We start from the raw sequence: 16,716 nt of genomic DNA, 5'->3' as shown, positions 1-16,716 counted from the left end.
TTTACAATGTCAAAAAAATATGTTTATAATTTCAGTGAAGGAAATAAAGATATGAAATCTTTATTAGGGGGAAAAGGAGCAAACCTTGCAGAGATGAAAGGTTTAGGGATTAGTGTTCCTCCTGGTTTTACTATTACTACAGAAAGTTGTAATAGCTATTATGAAAATGGGGAAAGAATTAAACCTGAGATTTTAAAACAGATTAATGAACAACTTGAAATTTTAGAAGAAAATATTGGGAAAAAATTAGGAAGTATAGATAATCCTTTATTAGTGTCTGTTCGTAGTGGTGCAGTATTTTCTATGCCAGGAATGATGGATACTATTTTAAATCTTGGATTAAATGATGAAACTACTATAGCATTAGCTAAGAAAAATAATAATTATCGCTTTGCTTATGATAGTTATAGAAGATTTATTCAAATGTTCTCAGACGTTGTTATGGATGTAGAAAAATATAAGTTTGAGGAAGTTTTAAGTAGAGTTAAAAATGCTAATGGTTACGAGCAAGATAGTGAATTAAATGAGAAAGACTTATTCAATATTGTTGAAGAGTTTAAGGCGATCTATAAAAAAGAAGTAGGGCGAGAGTTTCCTATGAGTGTAAAAGAGCAGCTTATGCTAGCTATTGAAGCTGTTTTTAAATCATGGAATAATAATCGTGCTAAAGTATATAGAAGACTACACAATATTAGTGATAAACTAGGTACTGCTGTAAATATTCAAGCTATGGTATTTGGTAATATGGGAGATAATTGTGGTACTGGTGTTTCATTTAGTAGAAATCCTGTAACTGGAGAGGATGAACTTTTCGGTGAATACTTAATTAACGCACAAGGGGAAGATGTTGTAGCAGGTATAAGAACTCCTAAAAATATTAGCATCCTAAAAGATGATATGCCGGATTTATATAAAGAATTTGTTGAAATTTCTAAAAAATTAGAACAACACTATAAAGATATGCAAGATATCGAGTTTACTATTGAAGATGGAAGATTGTATATTCTTCAAACAAGAAATGCAAAAAGAACACCAAATGCAGTAGTTGAAGTTGCGGTATCACTAGCAGAAGAAGGTGTAATTTCTAAAGAAGAAGCTATTTTAAGAGTAGGAACAGAAGAAATTAATAAACTTCTTCATGCTACATTTGAGGAAAAATCATTAAAAGAAGCTAAGCAATTAACTCAAGGATTAGCAGCATCACCTGGAGCAGCAGTCGGTGGTATTTATTTCACAGCACAGGAAGCTGTAGAAGCGGCGAAAACAAAACCTGTTATTTTAGTAAGAGAAGAAACTTCTCCAGAAGATATTGAAGGTATGATTAGCTCAGAGGCTATTGTAACTTTACGTGGTGGTATGACATCACATGCTGCTGTAGTAGCAAGAGGAATGGGTAAGTGTTGTGTCTGTGGTTGCCAAAACATGATTATAAATTACGCTGAAAAAACGCTAAAAATTGCTGGGGTAATATTACATGAAGGTGATACAATCTCAGTAGATGGAAGTAGTGGTAAAGTGTATCTTGGTGAAGTAGATAAAGTTGATGCTAAATTTAGTGATAGATTCAATAAACTTTTAGGATGGGCTGATGGAATTAGAGAACTAAAAGTACTAGCAAATGCAGATAATGAAACTGATGCTAAAGTTGCTTTTGAGTTTGGAGCTGAAGGAATAGGACTATGTAGAACAGAGCATATGTTCTTTGAAGAAGATAGAATTAGTCTAGTTAGAAAAATGATTTTAGCAAGTGATACTAATGAGAGAGTTAGATTCTTAGATAGATTACAACCAATTCAAAGTGAAGATTTCTACAAGATTTTTAAAGAAGCTCAAGGTAAATCTGTGAATATTAGACTATTAGATCCACCACTTCATGAATTCTTACCAAAAGATGAAAATACTGTTAAGCTTATTGCCGAGGAAATAGGTGTAAGTGTTAATCAATTAGAAGCGAAAATAGCTAGTATTGCAGAATTCAATCCTATGATGGGACATCGTGGTTGTAGACTAGGGATTACATATCCAGAAATTTACTTAATGCAGGCAAAAGCTATTAGTTCTGCAGCCATCAGAGCTCGTAAAGAAGGTATCGAAGTGAATGTTGAAATTATGATTCCTTTAGTAGGTTTAGAAAAAGAACTTGCAGTGTTACGTGAACAAATCGTTGAACTTGTGGAAAAAGAAATTCAATTGTACAATGCAGATTTCAAATACAAAGTAGGAACGATGATTGAAATTCCACGAGCTTGTCTAATTGCTGATAAAATTGCAGAACATGCAGATTTCTTCAGTTTTGGTACTAATGACTTAACTCAATTAACATTTGGTTATTCTAGAGATGATGCTGAAAAATTCATTGATATTTACAAGAAAAAAAATATCTTAGAGTCAGATCCATTTGTTCATCTTGATGATAGTGGAGTACTAGAACTTATGAAACTTGCAGTTGAAAAAGCAAAAACTACTAAACCAGGTATTAAACTTGGAATTTGTGGAGAACATGGAGGAGATGAAAGATCAATCTTACTATGCTCAAAAATAGGACTAGGATATGTATCATGTTCACCATATAGGGTAATTATTGCCAGAATTGCGGCAGCTAAGGCAGCTATAAAAAATATTGAAGTAGCAGTAAATAAATAAAATTCCTATAAAGAAGCTATCGACTCAAGATAGCTTCTTTATTTATGTATTATAATGAGCTCTAGAGTATAATAGTAAATTATTTAAATTTGATATTAATTATTAAGAATATAATTGAAAGAGCTTGGCTTATGTTACAATATTATTAAATAATAGTTAATATATGCAAAGTAAATTGATTTTTTTTCCAATATACATTAAAATTAATGTAGTATATTATAACATTTTATTATGAAAAATTAATATGAATAAAGTGAAAGTTTAAATATATAAAAAGAGAGGATATACTATGGCAGAAAATAATAACAATCGGTTATCGAGAAGAGATAGACACTCTCAAGAAAGAAAGAGTGTTATGCCAGGTGGATATATATCTAGAGGAAATACTAATCCAACGAATAATGGTCAACAAAGAAGACCGTTAACAAATGAAGAAATAATGAGAAGAGGTGGACAAGGGCAAAGTCGTCCTATCCAACCACAAAGACCTCAAGGTACAAATCAAAGACAAGGTGTACCACCAGTGCAACCAAGAAATCCTCAGCAATCAGCTAGAGGTAATAGAACAGGAGGTCCAGGAGGTCCGAGAAGACCGATAGGTCCAAATAGAATAAGTAATCCAAATTCTAAAAAGAATAATAAAGCATTATGGATGAAGATTATTAGATATGGTTTATATGTAGCGAGTGTTGCTATTATATCAATTTTCTTATTGTGTGTGTTCTGGATATACCAAGCACCAGCATTTGATTCTAAGATTTTAGATAACAATTCAAGAACTATTGTTTATGATACAAATAACAATGAGGTGGCGAAATTAGGTAACCAAATTGGTGAGAACTTAGAAACTGCGGATATACCACAAAAAATGCAAGATGCTATCTTAGCAACAGAGGACAATAGATTCTTTGAACATGGTGCGGTAGACTTTAGACGTTTAGTAGGAGCAGTTGTGTCAAACTTAACTAGTGGTTTTGGTTCACAAGGGGCATCAACTATTTCTCAACAGTTAATTAAGAGAACCTTCCTTGATGATAATAAGAGTGTAAAACGTAAAGTTCAAGAAGCATACCTTGCGTATAAACTTGAACAAAACTATGATAAAGAGTCAATATTTACAATGTATGTAAATAGAATCTATTATTCAGATGGGGTTTACGGCTTAAAAACCGCTGCGAAATATTATTATGGGAAAGAATTAAATCAACTTACTCTTCCTCAAATGGCTCTTTTAGCGGGAATGCCACAGCACCCTAATACTTATAATCCTTATGATAATCCAGAGGCTGCTAAGGCGCGTCGTGATACGGTGTTATACTTAATGCAATATCATGGGAAAATATCAGAAGCTGATTCACAAGCTGCTCAAAAAACAGATGTATTATCAGGAATTATAGAGCGTGATGAAAGTGAGCGTGTATTACTATCAAGTGAGTTCGATTCTAAATATACTTCTTACATGAATCAAATTGTAAATGAATTGAAAAACAGTAAAGAATACAAAGACTATGAAGGAGATGTCTTAAACTTAGGACTGAAAATTTATACAAACTTTGATTCTAAAATTCAAGATACACTAACAGAAAGTGTTAATGCAAACTATGCTGGAATAAAACAAGCAAGTAATGTAGCTATGGTTGTATTAAATAATGAAAATAGTGGTATTGCCGCTTTATACGGTGGTAAAAAACAAACATTCCATGGATTCAATATTGCTACTCAAGCTAAATTACAACCTGGTTCATCAATTAAACCGATTCTTGCATATGGGCCAGCAATTGAATACTTAAACTGGGGATCTGATCATACAGTTAATGATACTAAGATCCAAGGTTCAGAAATCCAAAACTGGGATAGACAATTCCATGGTAATATAACTATTAATAATGCATTGGTATGGTCGTATAATATACCTGCTATTAAAACTTACCAAGAAGTAGGATTCAATAGAGTAAAACAATACGCAGCTAATGTTGGAATGAATATTACAGATGATTCAATTACAACTCCAATTGGAGGAAGTAGTGACGGATTCTCACCATTACAAATGGCAGGAGCATATGTTCCATTTAGTAACGGTGGATATTATGCAACACCTAAAGCTATTAAGAAAGTATATGATAGTGAAGGAACTGAAGTGAAAAGTTTCAGCACTGATGATAGAAAACGAGTTATTAAAGATTCAACAGCATATATCATGACATCTATGTTAAGAAATGTAGTTAATGGTACTGCCGCGAATGCACGAATTAGTGGAGCGGATATGGCAGTTAAAACTGGTACTACTACTTTTGGAGAAGGTGAAGCTCAGAAATTCGGTTTCGATATAAATAACTATTCGAAAGATTCATGGACGATAGGTTATACAAGTAACTATACAATGGCTGTGTGGCAAGGATTTGATGCAATAGATGGTCCTACGAAGTATATGACTCAAGATGATACTCAGAAAACACAAGCATTGTATCGAATAAATATGCAGAATATTGTTAGAATACATCCACCAAAAGGATTCTCTGTTCCCGGAAATGTTGGATCTATAAATGGAGGAGTTAAAGTTATTTCTGATAGTGAACGTCGTCAAATAGAAGAACAAAATAGACGTGAACAAGAAGAAAGAAATCGTCAGAATAATAACGATAATAACAATAATCGTAATAATAACTCTGATGATGACAATTCAAATAATAACCAAAATGATACATCAAATGATAATAACAATAATCAATCATCAAGAGGAAACAATAATAACACTACTGCTACAACTCCAGGTTTAAGGAACAATAATGGAGTAAATAATGGTGTTAATAACAATACAAATAGAAATACGAGATAATTAGTATTTAAACTACTGTGAGATAGATTTCTTACAGTAGTTTTCTTTTTATTGTCGTTTTAAAATACTACACAAAAATTTAGAAATGGTGTACAATATAGAAATGGAGCAGTTTATTTATTCTTTGTTAAACTGAATATATTATTCCATAAAACTTATATTATTATAAAGATGGATGTGAAGCTATGAAGAAAAAATTAGTTATAATTACAGGAATAAGTGGAGCAGGGAAAAATACAGCATTACAAGTCTTTGAAAACCAAGGGTATTTTTGTACAGATAATTTACCTGGATTAGTTGTAGAAGATTTCTTGAGAATAATAGAAGAAAAAGATATTGATAAAACAGCGATAAGTATTGATATAAGAAGTAAGCATATTTTTGTTGATTTAAAAGAATTATTAAAAAAACTACAACAAAGTGAGTACTTTGATGTAAGAATCTTATTTTTAGATAGTGATGATCAAGTCTTGGTAAATAGATATAAAGAAACTAGAAAAAATCATCCTTTATCTACTGAGTTTAGCTTGCTTGAAGGTATTGCTCAAGAAAGAAAAGATATGAATGACATTAAAGGAATTGCAAACTATATTTATGATACTACCAATACTTCTGTAAAAGATTTGAAGAAAAAAATATTGGAAGATTTCGGAATTGAGAAAAAAGATAGTTATCATATTACAATCTCAAGTTTTGGGTACAAATATGGAGTTCCTATAGATGCAGATAATATTGTCGATGTTCGTTTCTTGAGGAATCCGTTTTATATAAACGAATTAAGAGAAAAAACTGGTCAAGATAGCGAAGTATATGATTATGTTTTTGAGGATGAAGTTACTCAGGAATTTTATGATAAATATTTAGAGCTTATGACGTTTATGGTAGATAAGTATCAATATGAAGGTCGCGATAAGGTTGCTATAGCGGTTGGATGTACAGGTGGGAAACACCGTTCTGTCAGTGTAGCAAGAAGATTACATGAAGATATTTCAAAATTAGGATATAGGGTGTATTTAGAACATCGCGATATTAATAAGGGTAGGTAGAAAAATGAGTACTAAAATAAAAGTAGTTACTATTGGTGGAGGAACTGGATTGTCAGTTCTTTTAAGGGGGTTAAAAAAGTACCCTCTTGAGATTACTGCTGTAGTAACGGTAGCAGATGATGGAGGAAGTTCTGGAAAAATAAGAAGTGATATGAATATTCCTTCTCCAGGAGATATAAGAAATGTTATCGCAGCATTATCGGATGTTGAACCATATTTGGAAAAAATGTTCCAATATCGATTTGATAGCGGTGAAGTAAAAGGGCATCCAGTTGGTAATTTGATGATAGCTGCTATGACGGATATCCATGGTGATTTTTCTACTGCGGTAAAAGTTATGAGTAGAATTTTAAATGTACGTGGAACTGTATTGCCGACTACTAATGATATTGCGACATTGAATGCTGTATTATCAGATGGAGAAATTATTCGTGGAGAATCTTCAATTACAAAAGCTGGTGGAGTTATAGATCATGTTTATATTACGCCTTCAAGAGTTAAGCCTAATGAAGATGTACTTAAGGCGATAGAAGAGGCGGATTATATTATTATGGGACCTGGAAGTTTATATACTTCTATAATTCCTAATTTAGTAATCTCTAATGTGTCGGAAAAGATTAGAGAAAGTAATGCTAAGAAGATATATGTTTGTAATGTAATGACGCAACATGGTGAAACAGATAATTATTCGGTTTGCGATCATATCCTTGCGATCAATAAACATGTTGAAGAGAACATATTTGACTTAGTAATTGCTAATTCACGTGAGTTTGATGATAGTATTTTATCGAAATATCACAAAGAAAAACAAGAACCGGTCAAAATCGATCATGAAAAAATTGAAGAGTTAGGAATAAAATTAATAAAAAATAATGACGTTGGAATCGTTGATAATAATACGATTAGACATAATGCAGATAAAGTTTCTGAATTAATTTACGATTATATTATAGACGATAAGCCAACAATGATTTATAATAAAAGGTGAGAAAACAAATAAGGAGAACAAAAATGCACTTAAAATTTGATTATTCGAAAGCACTTAACTTCTTTAACGAACAAGAAGTGAAAAATATGGAAGGTTATGTGAAAGTTGCTCACGATCAATTACACAATAAAACTGGAATTGGTAGTGACTTCTTAGGATGGGTTGATTTACCAACTAACTACGATAAAGAAGAATTCGCTAGAATTAAAGAAACTAGTAAAAAAATTCAAGGTAATTCTGATGTACTTGTTGTTATCGGAATTGGTGGATCATACTTAGGAGCTCGTGCAGCAATTGAAATGCTTAACGATAGTTTCTATAACTTCTATGAAAAAGATAGAAAAACTCCTCAAATCTTCTTCGTAGGTCACACTATTTCTTCAAGTTATACTCAAGAATTAGTGAATTACTTAAAAACTACAGGAAAAGATTTCTCTGTAAACGTAATTTCTAAATCTGGTACAACTACTGAGCCTGCGATTGCATTCCGTATCTTCAAAGAATTACTTGAAGAAAAATATGGAAAAGAAGGAGCAAGAGAAAGAATCTTCGCTACTACTGATAAAGCTCGTGGAGCATTAAAATCATTAGCTGATGATGAAGGATATGAAACATTTGTAGTACCTGATGATATCGGTGGACGTTTCACAGTTCTTACTGCAGTAGGATTACTTCCAATTGCTGTGAGTGGAATTGATATTGATAAAATGATGGCTGGAGCTAAATTAGCTCAAGATGAACTTTCTTCACCAGATTTAAGTACTAACATTGCTTACCAATATGCTGTAATGCGTAACGTATTACAACAAAAAGGTAAATTAATTGAAATTCTTGTTTCTTACGAACCATCAATGGTTTACTTCAACGAATGGTGGAAACAACTTTACGGTGAGTCTGAAGGTAAAGACGGAAAAGCATTATACCCATCAAGTGTTTGCTTCTCAACTGATCTTCACTCTATGGGACAATATGTTCAAGAAGGACGTCGTATTCTAATTGAAACTATCTTAAAAGTTAAATCTCCAAATAAAGATATTGAACTTAAAGAAGCTGAAAATAACTTAGATGGACTTAACTACCTAGCTGGAAAAACTATGGATTTTGTAAATACTAAAGCATTTGAAGGAACTCTTCTTGCTCACACTGATGGGGGAGTACCTAACTTTGTAGTAGAACTTCCAGATATGAGTGAGTTTACATTCGGATACTTAGTATACTTCTTCGAAAAAGCTGTAGGTATTTCTGGATACATGCAAGGTCTAAATCCATTTGACCAACCAGGAGTAGAAGCGTATAAGAAAAATATGTTTGCTCTTCTTGGAAAACCAGGATTTGAAGACTTAAAAGCAGAATTAGAAGAAAGATTAAAATAATCTCGAATAAAATAAAAACTGATAGAGGAATAATTTTCCTTTATCAGTTTTTTATATGTGATTAGATACTATATTTAGTGAATTTTATATTTTTCCTTTTCCTGTTTTAAGTGTAGCTTGCGACACCTCCATATCTTTTGTTATCTCAAAAGGATATTCCGGTTAGAAAATGAGCCTGTAGTCTCATTTTCTCGCAGTGAAACACAAAAGTTTTTCACTTCAGCTACTACAAAACAGTAAGAAAAATATAAACTTGATTAATAAATAAATTGATTAATTTTTAAATAGTATTATTAATTTTACTCAAATATTTTGTAATGGTGATAATGGAACTTGAAAAAGTTCCATCGGTGAAATTAAGATTTTAAGCTTAATTTCAAGGTGTAATATCCACTTTAATTGTCTAAATGACAATTAAAGTTAGATGGAACCGTTCGCCACCATACTTAAAATATTTGAATAGTAAAATTTTTTTTAAAAAAAGAACGACTCTATAAATTCGATTCTAATAAAATCGTAATTTACGAGTCGTTTTTATCTTTTTGCCATAGTTACAAATGTGAATTTGTCTGGTCTATATGTTAGTATTCCATATTGTAGGATATTACCATTTGATAAGTATGTGATACTTTCAACAACAGCGACCATATTATATTCACCTAAGTCCATATGTTGTTTTTCTTCTTCAGTAGCATATCTAAATGAAATTTCACGTCTTGAGTGTGTAATATTTAATCCCAATTCCTTTTCTAAATATTTATAGATAGAAGATTCTGCAATTTCTTTATTAATAAATGGAACAAGTTTACGATCGAAATAAGACACCTCGTATTCTAGTCGTTCACCGTTTATTAATCTACTACGACTAACTCTGTAAAAATCATTATCTTCATTCGATCCGAAAATATCCATTATCTTTTTATCACCTTGAATGATATAAAGGGATTCTAAAGATGTTTTAATTTCGTATTTTCCATCGATATTTAATTCAGAAGAAGTTTTAATATTTCCAAGATAGTTATTTTTAATCCTACCATGCCCAAGAATCAAAGAGTTCTTACCTTTGATTTTTTGAATATAACCATTAATTTCTAATAAAGATAGAGCTTTTCTGATTGTATCTTTAGAATAGCCATATTCTTTAACTAGCTCATTTTCACTCGGTAATTCAGTATTACGTTTATATACTCGAGTGTCAATTTTTTCTTTTAAGTCTCTGTAGACTTGTTTGTATTTGCTCATTTACTATTAACCTCTCAAAGTTTATCTATATTATTATAAATGTACAAGGATTAAAAATCAAGAAATATGTAAAAGTTTTATAGTGTTTTCAACATTTACGTATAGGTTACATAACTAAATAAAAAGAATTACATAAATGTGTTGACAAAATGTAAGTGTTTTATTATAATAATAAATGTTAAGTTATAAGAACTTATTTTGTAAATACAAGTTAAATAATAACGGAGGAAACTAATAATGACAAAACGTTCAAGTGGTGTTTTAATGCATATTACATCATTACCAGGTCAATTCGGAATAGGAACATTTGGTAAAAGTGCTTATGATTTTGTTGATTTCTTAGAAGAAACAAAACAAACTTATTGGCAAATTTTACCATTAACAACTACAAGTTATGGTGATTCACCATACCAAAGTTTCTCAGCTGTAGCAGGAAACTTAAATCTAATTGATTTCTCATTATTAAAAGAAGATGGATTACTTGAAGAAAGTGATTATGTAAATGTTAACTTTGGAGAAAATCCTGAAAAAGTTGATTATGCATTATTATTTGAAGCAAGAAGACCAATTTTAGAAAAAGCAGTTGCTAATACTAGTAAAAATAATGAAGTATTAGCTGAAATTGAAAAATTTGAAGCTGAGAACTCAAGTTGGTTAGCAGATTATGCTGAATATATGGCTATAAAAGAAAGTTTCGGATATAAGAGTTTTATTCACTGGGATGAAGATATCAAAAAAGGTGAACAAGCAGCTCGTGAAAAATATCGCACAGAACTTCAAGATAGCATAAGATACTACACAGTAACACAATATTTCTTCTTTAAACAATGGTTAGCATTAAAAGAATATGCTAATGAAAAAGGAATCAAAATTATTGGAGATATGCCAATTTATGTAAGTGCTGATAGTGTTGAGATGTGGACTATGCCAGAACTATTTAAAGTTGATGCAAACAATGAACCACTTTATGTAGCTGGATGTCCTGCAGATGACTTCAGTCCTACTGGACAACTTTGGGGTAATCCAATCTATGATTGGGAAAAACACAAAGAACAAGGATTCTCATGGTGGATTTACCGAGTTCAAGAAAGTTTTAAAATCTACGATGTACTTCGTATAGATCACTTCAAAGGATTCTCAGATTTCTGGCAAATAGATAAAGATGCAGAAAATGCAGTAAATGGTACTTGGGAAGCTGGTCCAGGAATTGAATTATTCCAAAAAATTAAAGAACAATTAGGTGATTTACCAATCGTTGCAGAAAATCTAGGATTTATCGATGCTAAAGCAGAAAAATTACTAGATGATTCTGGATATCCTGGTATGAAGATTCTTCAATTCGCTTTCCCAGGAGAAGATAATTTAGACCGACCTCATCATTATACTCAAAATAGTGTTGCATACACAGGAACACATGATAACGATGTAGTTAATGGATGGTATGAAAAACTAAGCGAATCAGAAAAAGAACTAGTTTCTGAATACTTAAACCGTCGTGATGAGGAAAAAATCACAGAAGCTATGATTAGAGGAATTTACTCTTCAGTAAGTGATTACGCAATCGTAACAATGCAAGATTTATTAGATAAAGATGCAACAAGCAGAATGAACGTTCCATCAACAGTTGGAGGAAACTGGGAGTGGAGAATGCTTGCAGAAGATCTAACAGAAGAGAGAAAAGAATTTTTAAGAAACATTACAGTAAGATATTCAAGAGAGAGGGTATAAAATGTCATTTAGTAAATATGTATTAGAAAATACAAATAAAGAACTAAGTACTTTAGAGAACAAAGAGATATATAAACAACTATTAAACTATGTAAAAGAAGAAGCTGATAAAAAAGCTTTAAACTCTGATAAAAAGAAAGTTTACTACATTTCAGCAGAATTTTTAATTGGTAAGCTATTATCAAACAACCTAATTAACTTAGGTATCTACGAAGAAATCGAAAAAGAATTAAACGCAGCTAACAAACGTCTTAGTGATGTTGAAGAAGCAGAATTAGAACCATCACTAGGTAACGGTGGTCTTGGGCGTTTAGCATCTTGCTTCATCGATTCTATCTCATCTTTAGGAATCAATGGTGATGGAGTTGGATTAAACTATCACTGTGGATTATTCAGACAAGTATTTGTTAAAAATGAACAACATGCAGAGCCAAACTTCTGGATTGAAGATTCTTCATGGTTAAGAGATACTGATGTTAAATACACTGTACCATTCAAAAACTTCAACCTAACTTCAACTCTAAAAAGAATTGACGTATTAGGATACAAAAAAGATACTAAAAACTACCTAAACTTATTCGATATCGAATCAGTAGATAGCAGTATTATTGAAGATGGTATTAGTTTTGATAAAACTGATATCGAGAAAAACTTAACATTATTCTTATATCCAGATGATAGTGATAAAAATGGTGAATTACTACGTATTTACCAACAATACTTCATGGTATCAAACGCGGCTCAATTAATTTTAGATGAAGCAATTGCTAAAGGAAGTAATGTTCACGATCTATACGAATATGCATATGTTCAAATTAACGATACTCACCCAAGTATGGTAATTCCTGAATTAATTCGTTTATTAACTGAAAAACACGGAATTGAATTTGAAGAAGCATACACAATCGTTCAAAAAATGACTGGTTATACAAACCACACTATCTTAGCAGAAGCGTTAGAAAAATGGCCATTAGCATACTTAGAAGAAGTGGTACCGCACTTAGTAACAATCATCAAACAATTAGATGCAGTTATTAGAGAAAAATATGAAGGTGAAGATATTCAAATCATCGATAAAGATGATAGAGTACACATGGCAAACATGGATATTCACTTCTCTAACAGTGTAAACGGGGTTGCTTACCTACACACTGAAATTCTTAAAAACTCTGAGTTAAAACACTTCTATGAATTATATCCAGAGAAATTTAACAACAAAACTAACGGTATCACATTCAGACGTTGGTTAGAGTTCTCTAACAGACCTTTAGCGGCTTACTTAAAAGACCTAATCGGTGATGAATACTTAACAGATGCAACTAAATTAGAAAAACTATTAGCATTTGTAGATAGTAAAGAAGTAGCAGCTAAATTAGAAGAAATTAAACATGAGAACAAACTTGTTCTTAAAGAATACCTAAAAGAAACTCAAGGTATCGAACTTGATGAAAACAGTATTATTGATACACAAATCAAGAGATTCCACGAATATAAACGTCAACAAATGAACGCTTTATATGTAATCAAAAAATACTTAGACATCAAAAATGGTAAATTACCAGAAAGAAAAATTACAGTATTCTTCGGTGGTAAAGCAGCACCAGCTTATATTATAGCTCAAGATATCATTCACTTAATTCTATGTCTATCAGAATTAATTAACAATGATCCAGAAGTAAACAAATACTTAAACGTATTCTTAGTTGAAAACTATAATGTAAGTGTTGCAGAAAAATTAATTCCAGCAACTGATATTTCTGAACAAATTTCATTAGCTTCTAAAGAAGCAAGTGGAACTGGTAACATGAAATTCATGTTAAACGGAGCTCTAACTCTAGGAACTCTAGATGGAGCTAACGTGGAAATTGATGAACTAGTTGGACGCGAAAATATCTACATCTTTGGTAAAGAAAGTGATGAGATCATTAAACTTTACGAAACTGCTGGATATGTTTCTAAAGAATACTATGAAAAAGATGGTGTTAAAGAAGTTGTTGACTTCATCGTTTCTAAAGATTTAGTTAAACTTGGAAACAAAGAAAGATTAGAAAGATTATACAACGAACTACTTAATAAAGACTGGTTCATGACACTTATTGACTTTGAGGAATATTACGCTAAGAAAGAAGAAATGTTAGCAGATTACGAAAACCGTGAATTATGGATGAAGAAAGTTATTGCGAACATTGCAAAAGCAGGATTCTTCTCATCTGACCGTACAATTGCTCAATACAATGAAGATATTTGGAATAAAAAATAATAAATAAAGAAGTGGGGAACATTAAATGAGACTATTAACAATTAATGTACATAGTTGGTTAGAAGAAAACCAGCTTGAAAAATTAGATATTTTAGCAAAGGTAATTGTAGAAAAAAATTATGACGTGGTTGCCATGCAAGAAGTAAATCAATTGATTAATAGCAAAGATGTTCACGATGGAATTAAAGAAGATAATTTTGGGAAATTATTACTTGATAAAATTAGAGAATATGGAGAAGATAGTTATAATTACTATTGGACTTATTCTCATATAGGATTTGATAAATTCGAAGAAGGTTTAGCGATATTAGCTAAAGGTGAAGTTGTTGCCGTAGAGGATTTTTACTGTACGGCACAACAAACCGTAACTTCTATCGAATCGAGAAAAATTTTAAAAGTCGATCTTAAAATAAATAATGAGATCGTAGAATTTTACAGTTGTCATATGAATTTGCCAACTTGTAAAGGGGAAGACATAGATCAAAATCTTAGCAACCTAATTAATTATACAGATAACAAAAATCTTAAAGTTTTCATGGGAGATTTCAATACGGATTATTTCCATCAAGTAGATGATTACAAAAGAATACTTGATAAAGGATTATATGATACATATGAATTAGCCGAGAAAAAAGACGGGGGAGTTACCGTATATAAAAATATAAGTGGTTGGGAAGATTCTATGTGTCAGAAAAAATTGGATTATGTTTTTATTAATAGAAAATTGGACGTAAAAGAAAGTTTTGTTATATTTAATGATGATAATTATCCAATAATTTCTGATCATAATGGCTTAGAAGTAACATTAGCAGAAAAATAAAAAAAGGAGGAAAATGTTATGTTACAAAAAATTCAGCGTTTTGGTGGCGCTATGTTAATGCCTTCTATTATATTCGCATTCTTCGGATTAGTAGTAGGATTAACTTCAATCTTTAAAAACCCTAACTTAGTAGGGAGCATCGCGACAGAGGGTACTCTTTGGTATAACTTCTGGTTCGTAGTTGAACAAGGAGGATGGACAATCTTTAACCAAATGCCAGTAGTATTCGCTCTTGGTATTCCAATTGGTCTTGCTAAAAAAGCAAATGGTCGTGCTGCATTAGAAGCGTTCTTAATCTACATGGTTTACAACTACTTCATCAACGGATTCTTAACTCAATTCAAATTCTTCGGAGTAGATGTAACACCAGCTCTTAAATTACCTACAGGTATTACAAGAATCGCTGGAGCAATCACATTAGATACTTCAATCATCGGTTCTATCGTTATTGCATCTATCTCAGTATGGATTCACAACAAATACTTTGACAAAAAATTACCTGAATTATTAGGAATTTTCCAAGGTTCAACATTTGTTATCTTAGTTGGATTTATTATCATGATTCCAGCTGCATTCTTAACAGCTTTATTATGGCCAAAAGTTCAATTAGGAATTGCTGCATTACAAGGATTCTTAAAAGTTTCTGGAGTTGCAGGGGTATTCACTTACACATTCCTAGAAAGAATTTTAATCCCAACAGGATTACACCACTTCATCTATGGTCCATTCATGTTTGGACCAGCAGTAGTAGAAAATGGAATCACAGCTTACTGGGTACAACACATTCAAGAGTTCTCTCAAAGCTCAACTCCATTAAAAGAGTTATTCCCACAAGGTGGATTCTCATTACACGGTAACTCAAAAGTATTTGGTTTACCAGCAGCAGCTTTAGCTATGTATGTAACAGCTAAAGACAGCAAGAAAAAAGTTGTAGCAGGATTATTAATCCCAGCAGCACTTACTGGTTTCTTAACAGGAATCACTGAACCAATCGAGTTCACATTCTTATTCGCAGCACCAATGTTATTCGCTACTCACGCAGTATTAGGTGCATTAATGTCAGCAACTATGTACCAATTTGGAGTTGTAGGTAACTTCGGAAGTGGATTAATCGACTTCTTAGCTCTTAACTGGTTACCAATGTTCAAAAATCACTCATCTCAAGTATTCGTTCAAATCGCAATTGGATTAGTATTCTCAGTAATCTACTTCTTCGTATTTAGATTCTTAATCCTTAAATTCCAATTAAACACACCTGGACGTGAAGCAGATGATGCTGAAACAAAACTTTACTCTAAACAAGAGTACCGTGAAAAAGGTAAAGAAGCACCAAAACCAGAAGTTAGAGATGATGCAGCTACTCATGACGATCAAGCAGTAATCATTCTTGAAGGTTTAGGTGGTAAAGATAATATCGTAGACGTTACTAACTGTGTAACAAGATTACGTGTTAACGTTAAAGATGAAAGCTTAGTTAAAGATGATGAATTCTTAAAACGTTCTGGAGCTCTTGGAGTTGCTCGTAACGGTAAAGCAATTCAAGTAATCATCGGATTCTCAGTAGGACAAGTTAGAGAAGCTTTCGAAAAAGAATTACACAAATAAGATAATTAATAAAAAGGAACTGATGTAAAAGTCAGTTTCTTTTTTTGTTATGGACAATTGTGCTAGCAAGTTATTAGATATTATTCTGCTTTCTAGGGTCTACTACAGGCATTTGAGAGTACAATAATATATACTTTATTAGCGATGGAACATTGTTAAACAGAGTGATTAAGGT

General features: G+C 31.8%; 10 protein-coding genes. 9 read left to right on the top strand and 1 reads right to left on the bottom strand.

Annotated elements, in window-relative coordinates; translation table 11 throughout:
• The first annotated feature begins 6 nt into the window (after nucleotides 1-6).
• From ppdK to O3884_RS03420, 5 genes are all read left to right on the top strand, one after another.
• Entirely contained in the window at nucleotides 7-2,643 is a 2,637-nt protein-coding gene (gene ppdK / locus O3884_RS03440; protein WP_371451683.1) for a pyruvate, phosphate dikinase, read from the top strand.
• A gap of 289 nt (nucleotides 2,644-2,932) precedes the next feature.
• Nucleotides 2,933-5,479, top strand: coding sequence for a transglycosylase domain-containing protein (locus tag O3884_RS03435; RefSeq protein ID WP_371451681.1), 2,547 nt, complete (start codon nucleotides 2,933-2,935; stop codon nucleotides 5,477-5,479).
• Between the two features lie 185 nt (nucleotides 5,480-5,664).
• Nucleotides 5,665-6,525: an RNase adapter RapZ gene (rapZ, locus tag O3884_RS03430; RefSeq protein ID WP_371451679.1), complete on the top strand. Its 861-nt coding sequence runs from the start codon at nucleotides 5,665-5,667 to the stop codon at nucleotides 6,523-6,525.
• Between the two features lie 4 nt (nucleotides 6,526-6,529).
• Nucleotides 6,530-7,513, top strand: a complete 984-nt coding sequence (locus O3884_RS03425) for a gluconeogenesis factor YvcK family protein (RefSeq protein WP_371451677.1) — start codon at nucleotides 6,530-6,532, stop codon at nucleotides 7,511-7,513.
• 23 nt (nucleotides 7,514-7,536) lie between these two features.
• A complete protein-coding gene (locus O3884_RS03420) occupies nucleotides 7,537-8,886 on the top strand; it encodes a glucose-6-phosphate isomerase (RefSeq protein ID WP_371451675.1) in 1,350 nt (449 codons plus the stop codon).
• 534 nt (nucleotides 8,887-9,420) lie between these two features.
• On the opposite strand, the gene O3884_RS03415 is transcribed toward O3884_RS03420, so the two are convergent.
• Complete coding sequence (locus O3884_RS03415) at nucleotides 9,421-10,128, bottom strand: UTRA domain-containing protein (protein WP_003145472.1); 708 nt, start codon at nucleotides 10,126-10,128, stop codon at nucleotides 9,421-9,423.
• A gap of 237 nt (nucleotides 10,129-10,365) precedes the next feature.
• Between O3884_RS03415 and malQ the strand changes: the two genes are divergently transcribed.
• The 4 genes from malQ to O3884_RS03395 are packed head-to-tail and all read left to right on the top strand — an operon-like array spanning nucleotide 10,366 to nucleotide 16,541.
• Nucleotides 10,366-11,856: a 4-alpha-glucanotransferase gene (gene malQ / locus O3884_RS03410; protein WP_371451672.1), complete on the top strand. Its 1,491-nt coding sequence runs from the start codon at nucleotides 10,366-10,368 to the stop codon at nucleotides 11,854-11,856.
• A 1-nt stretch (nucleotide 11,857) separates the two neighbouring features.
• The gene (gene glgP, locus O3884_RS03405) at nucleotides 11,858-14,116 is read left to right on the top strand and encodes a glycogen/starch/alpha-glucan family phosphorylase (protein WP_371451671.1); all 2,259 of its coding nucleotides are present in this window, start codon (nucleotides 11,858-11,860) and stop codon (nucleotides 14,114-14,116) included.
• Nucleotides 14,117-14,141: 25 nt separating this feature from the next.
• Nucleotides 14,142-14,936: an endonuclease/exonuclease/phosphatase family protein gene (locus tag O3884_RS03400; RefSeq protein ID WP_371451670.1), complete on the top strand. Its 795-nt coding sequence runs from the start codon at nucleotides 14,142-14,144 to the stop codon at nucleotides 14,934-14,936.
• Nucleotides 14,937-14,954: 18 nt separating this feature from the next.
• On the top strand, nucleotides 14,955-16,541 hold the full coding sequence (locus tag O3884_RS03395) for an alpha-glucoside-specific PTS transporter subunit IIBC (RefSeq protein ID WP_371451669.1): 1,587 nt from the start codon (nucleotides 14,955-14,957) through the stop codon (nucleotides 16,539-16,541).
• Nucleotides 16,542-16,716 lie beyond the last annotated feature (175 nt).

It is taken from the genome of Gemella sp. 20925_1_85 (assembly GCF_041433735.1).
Classification (GTDB): domain Bacteria; phylum Bacillota; class Bacilli; order Staphylococcales; family Gemellaceae; genus Gemella.
Note: the sequence above shows the minus strand (reverse complement) of the source record. Positions and strands in the feature narration are given on the sequence as shown.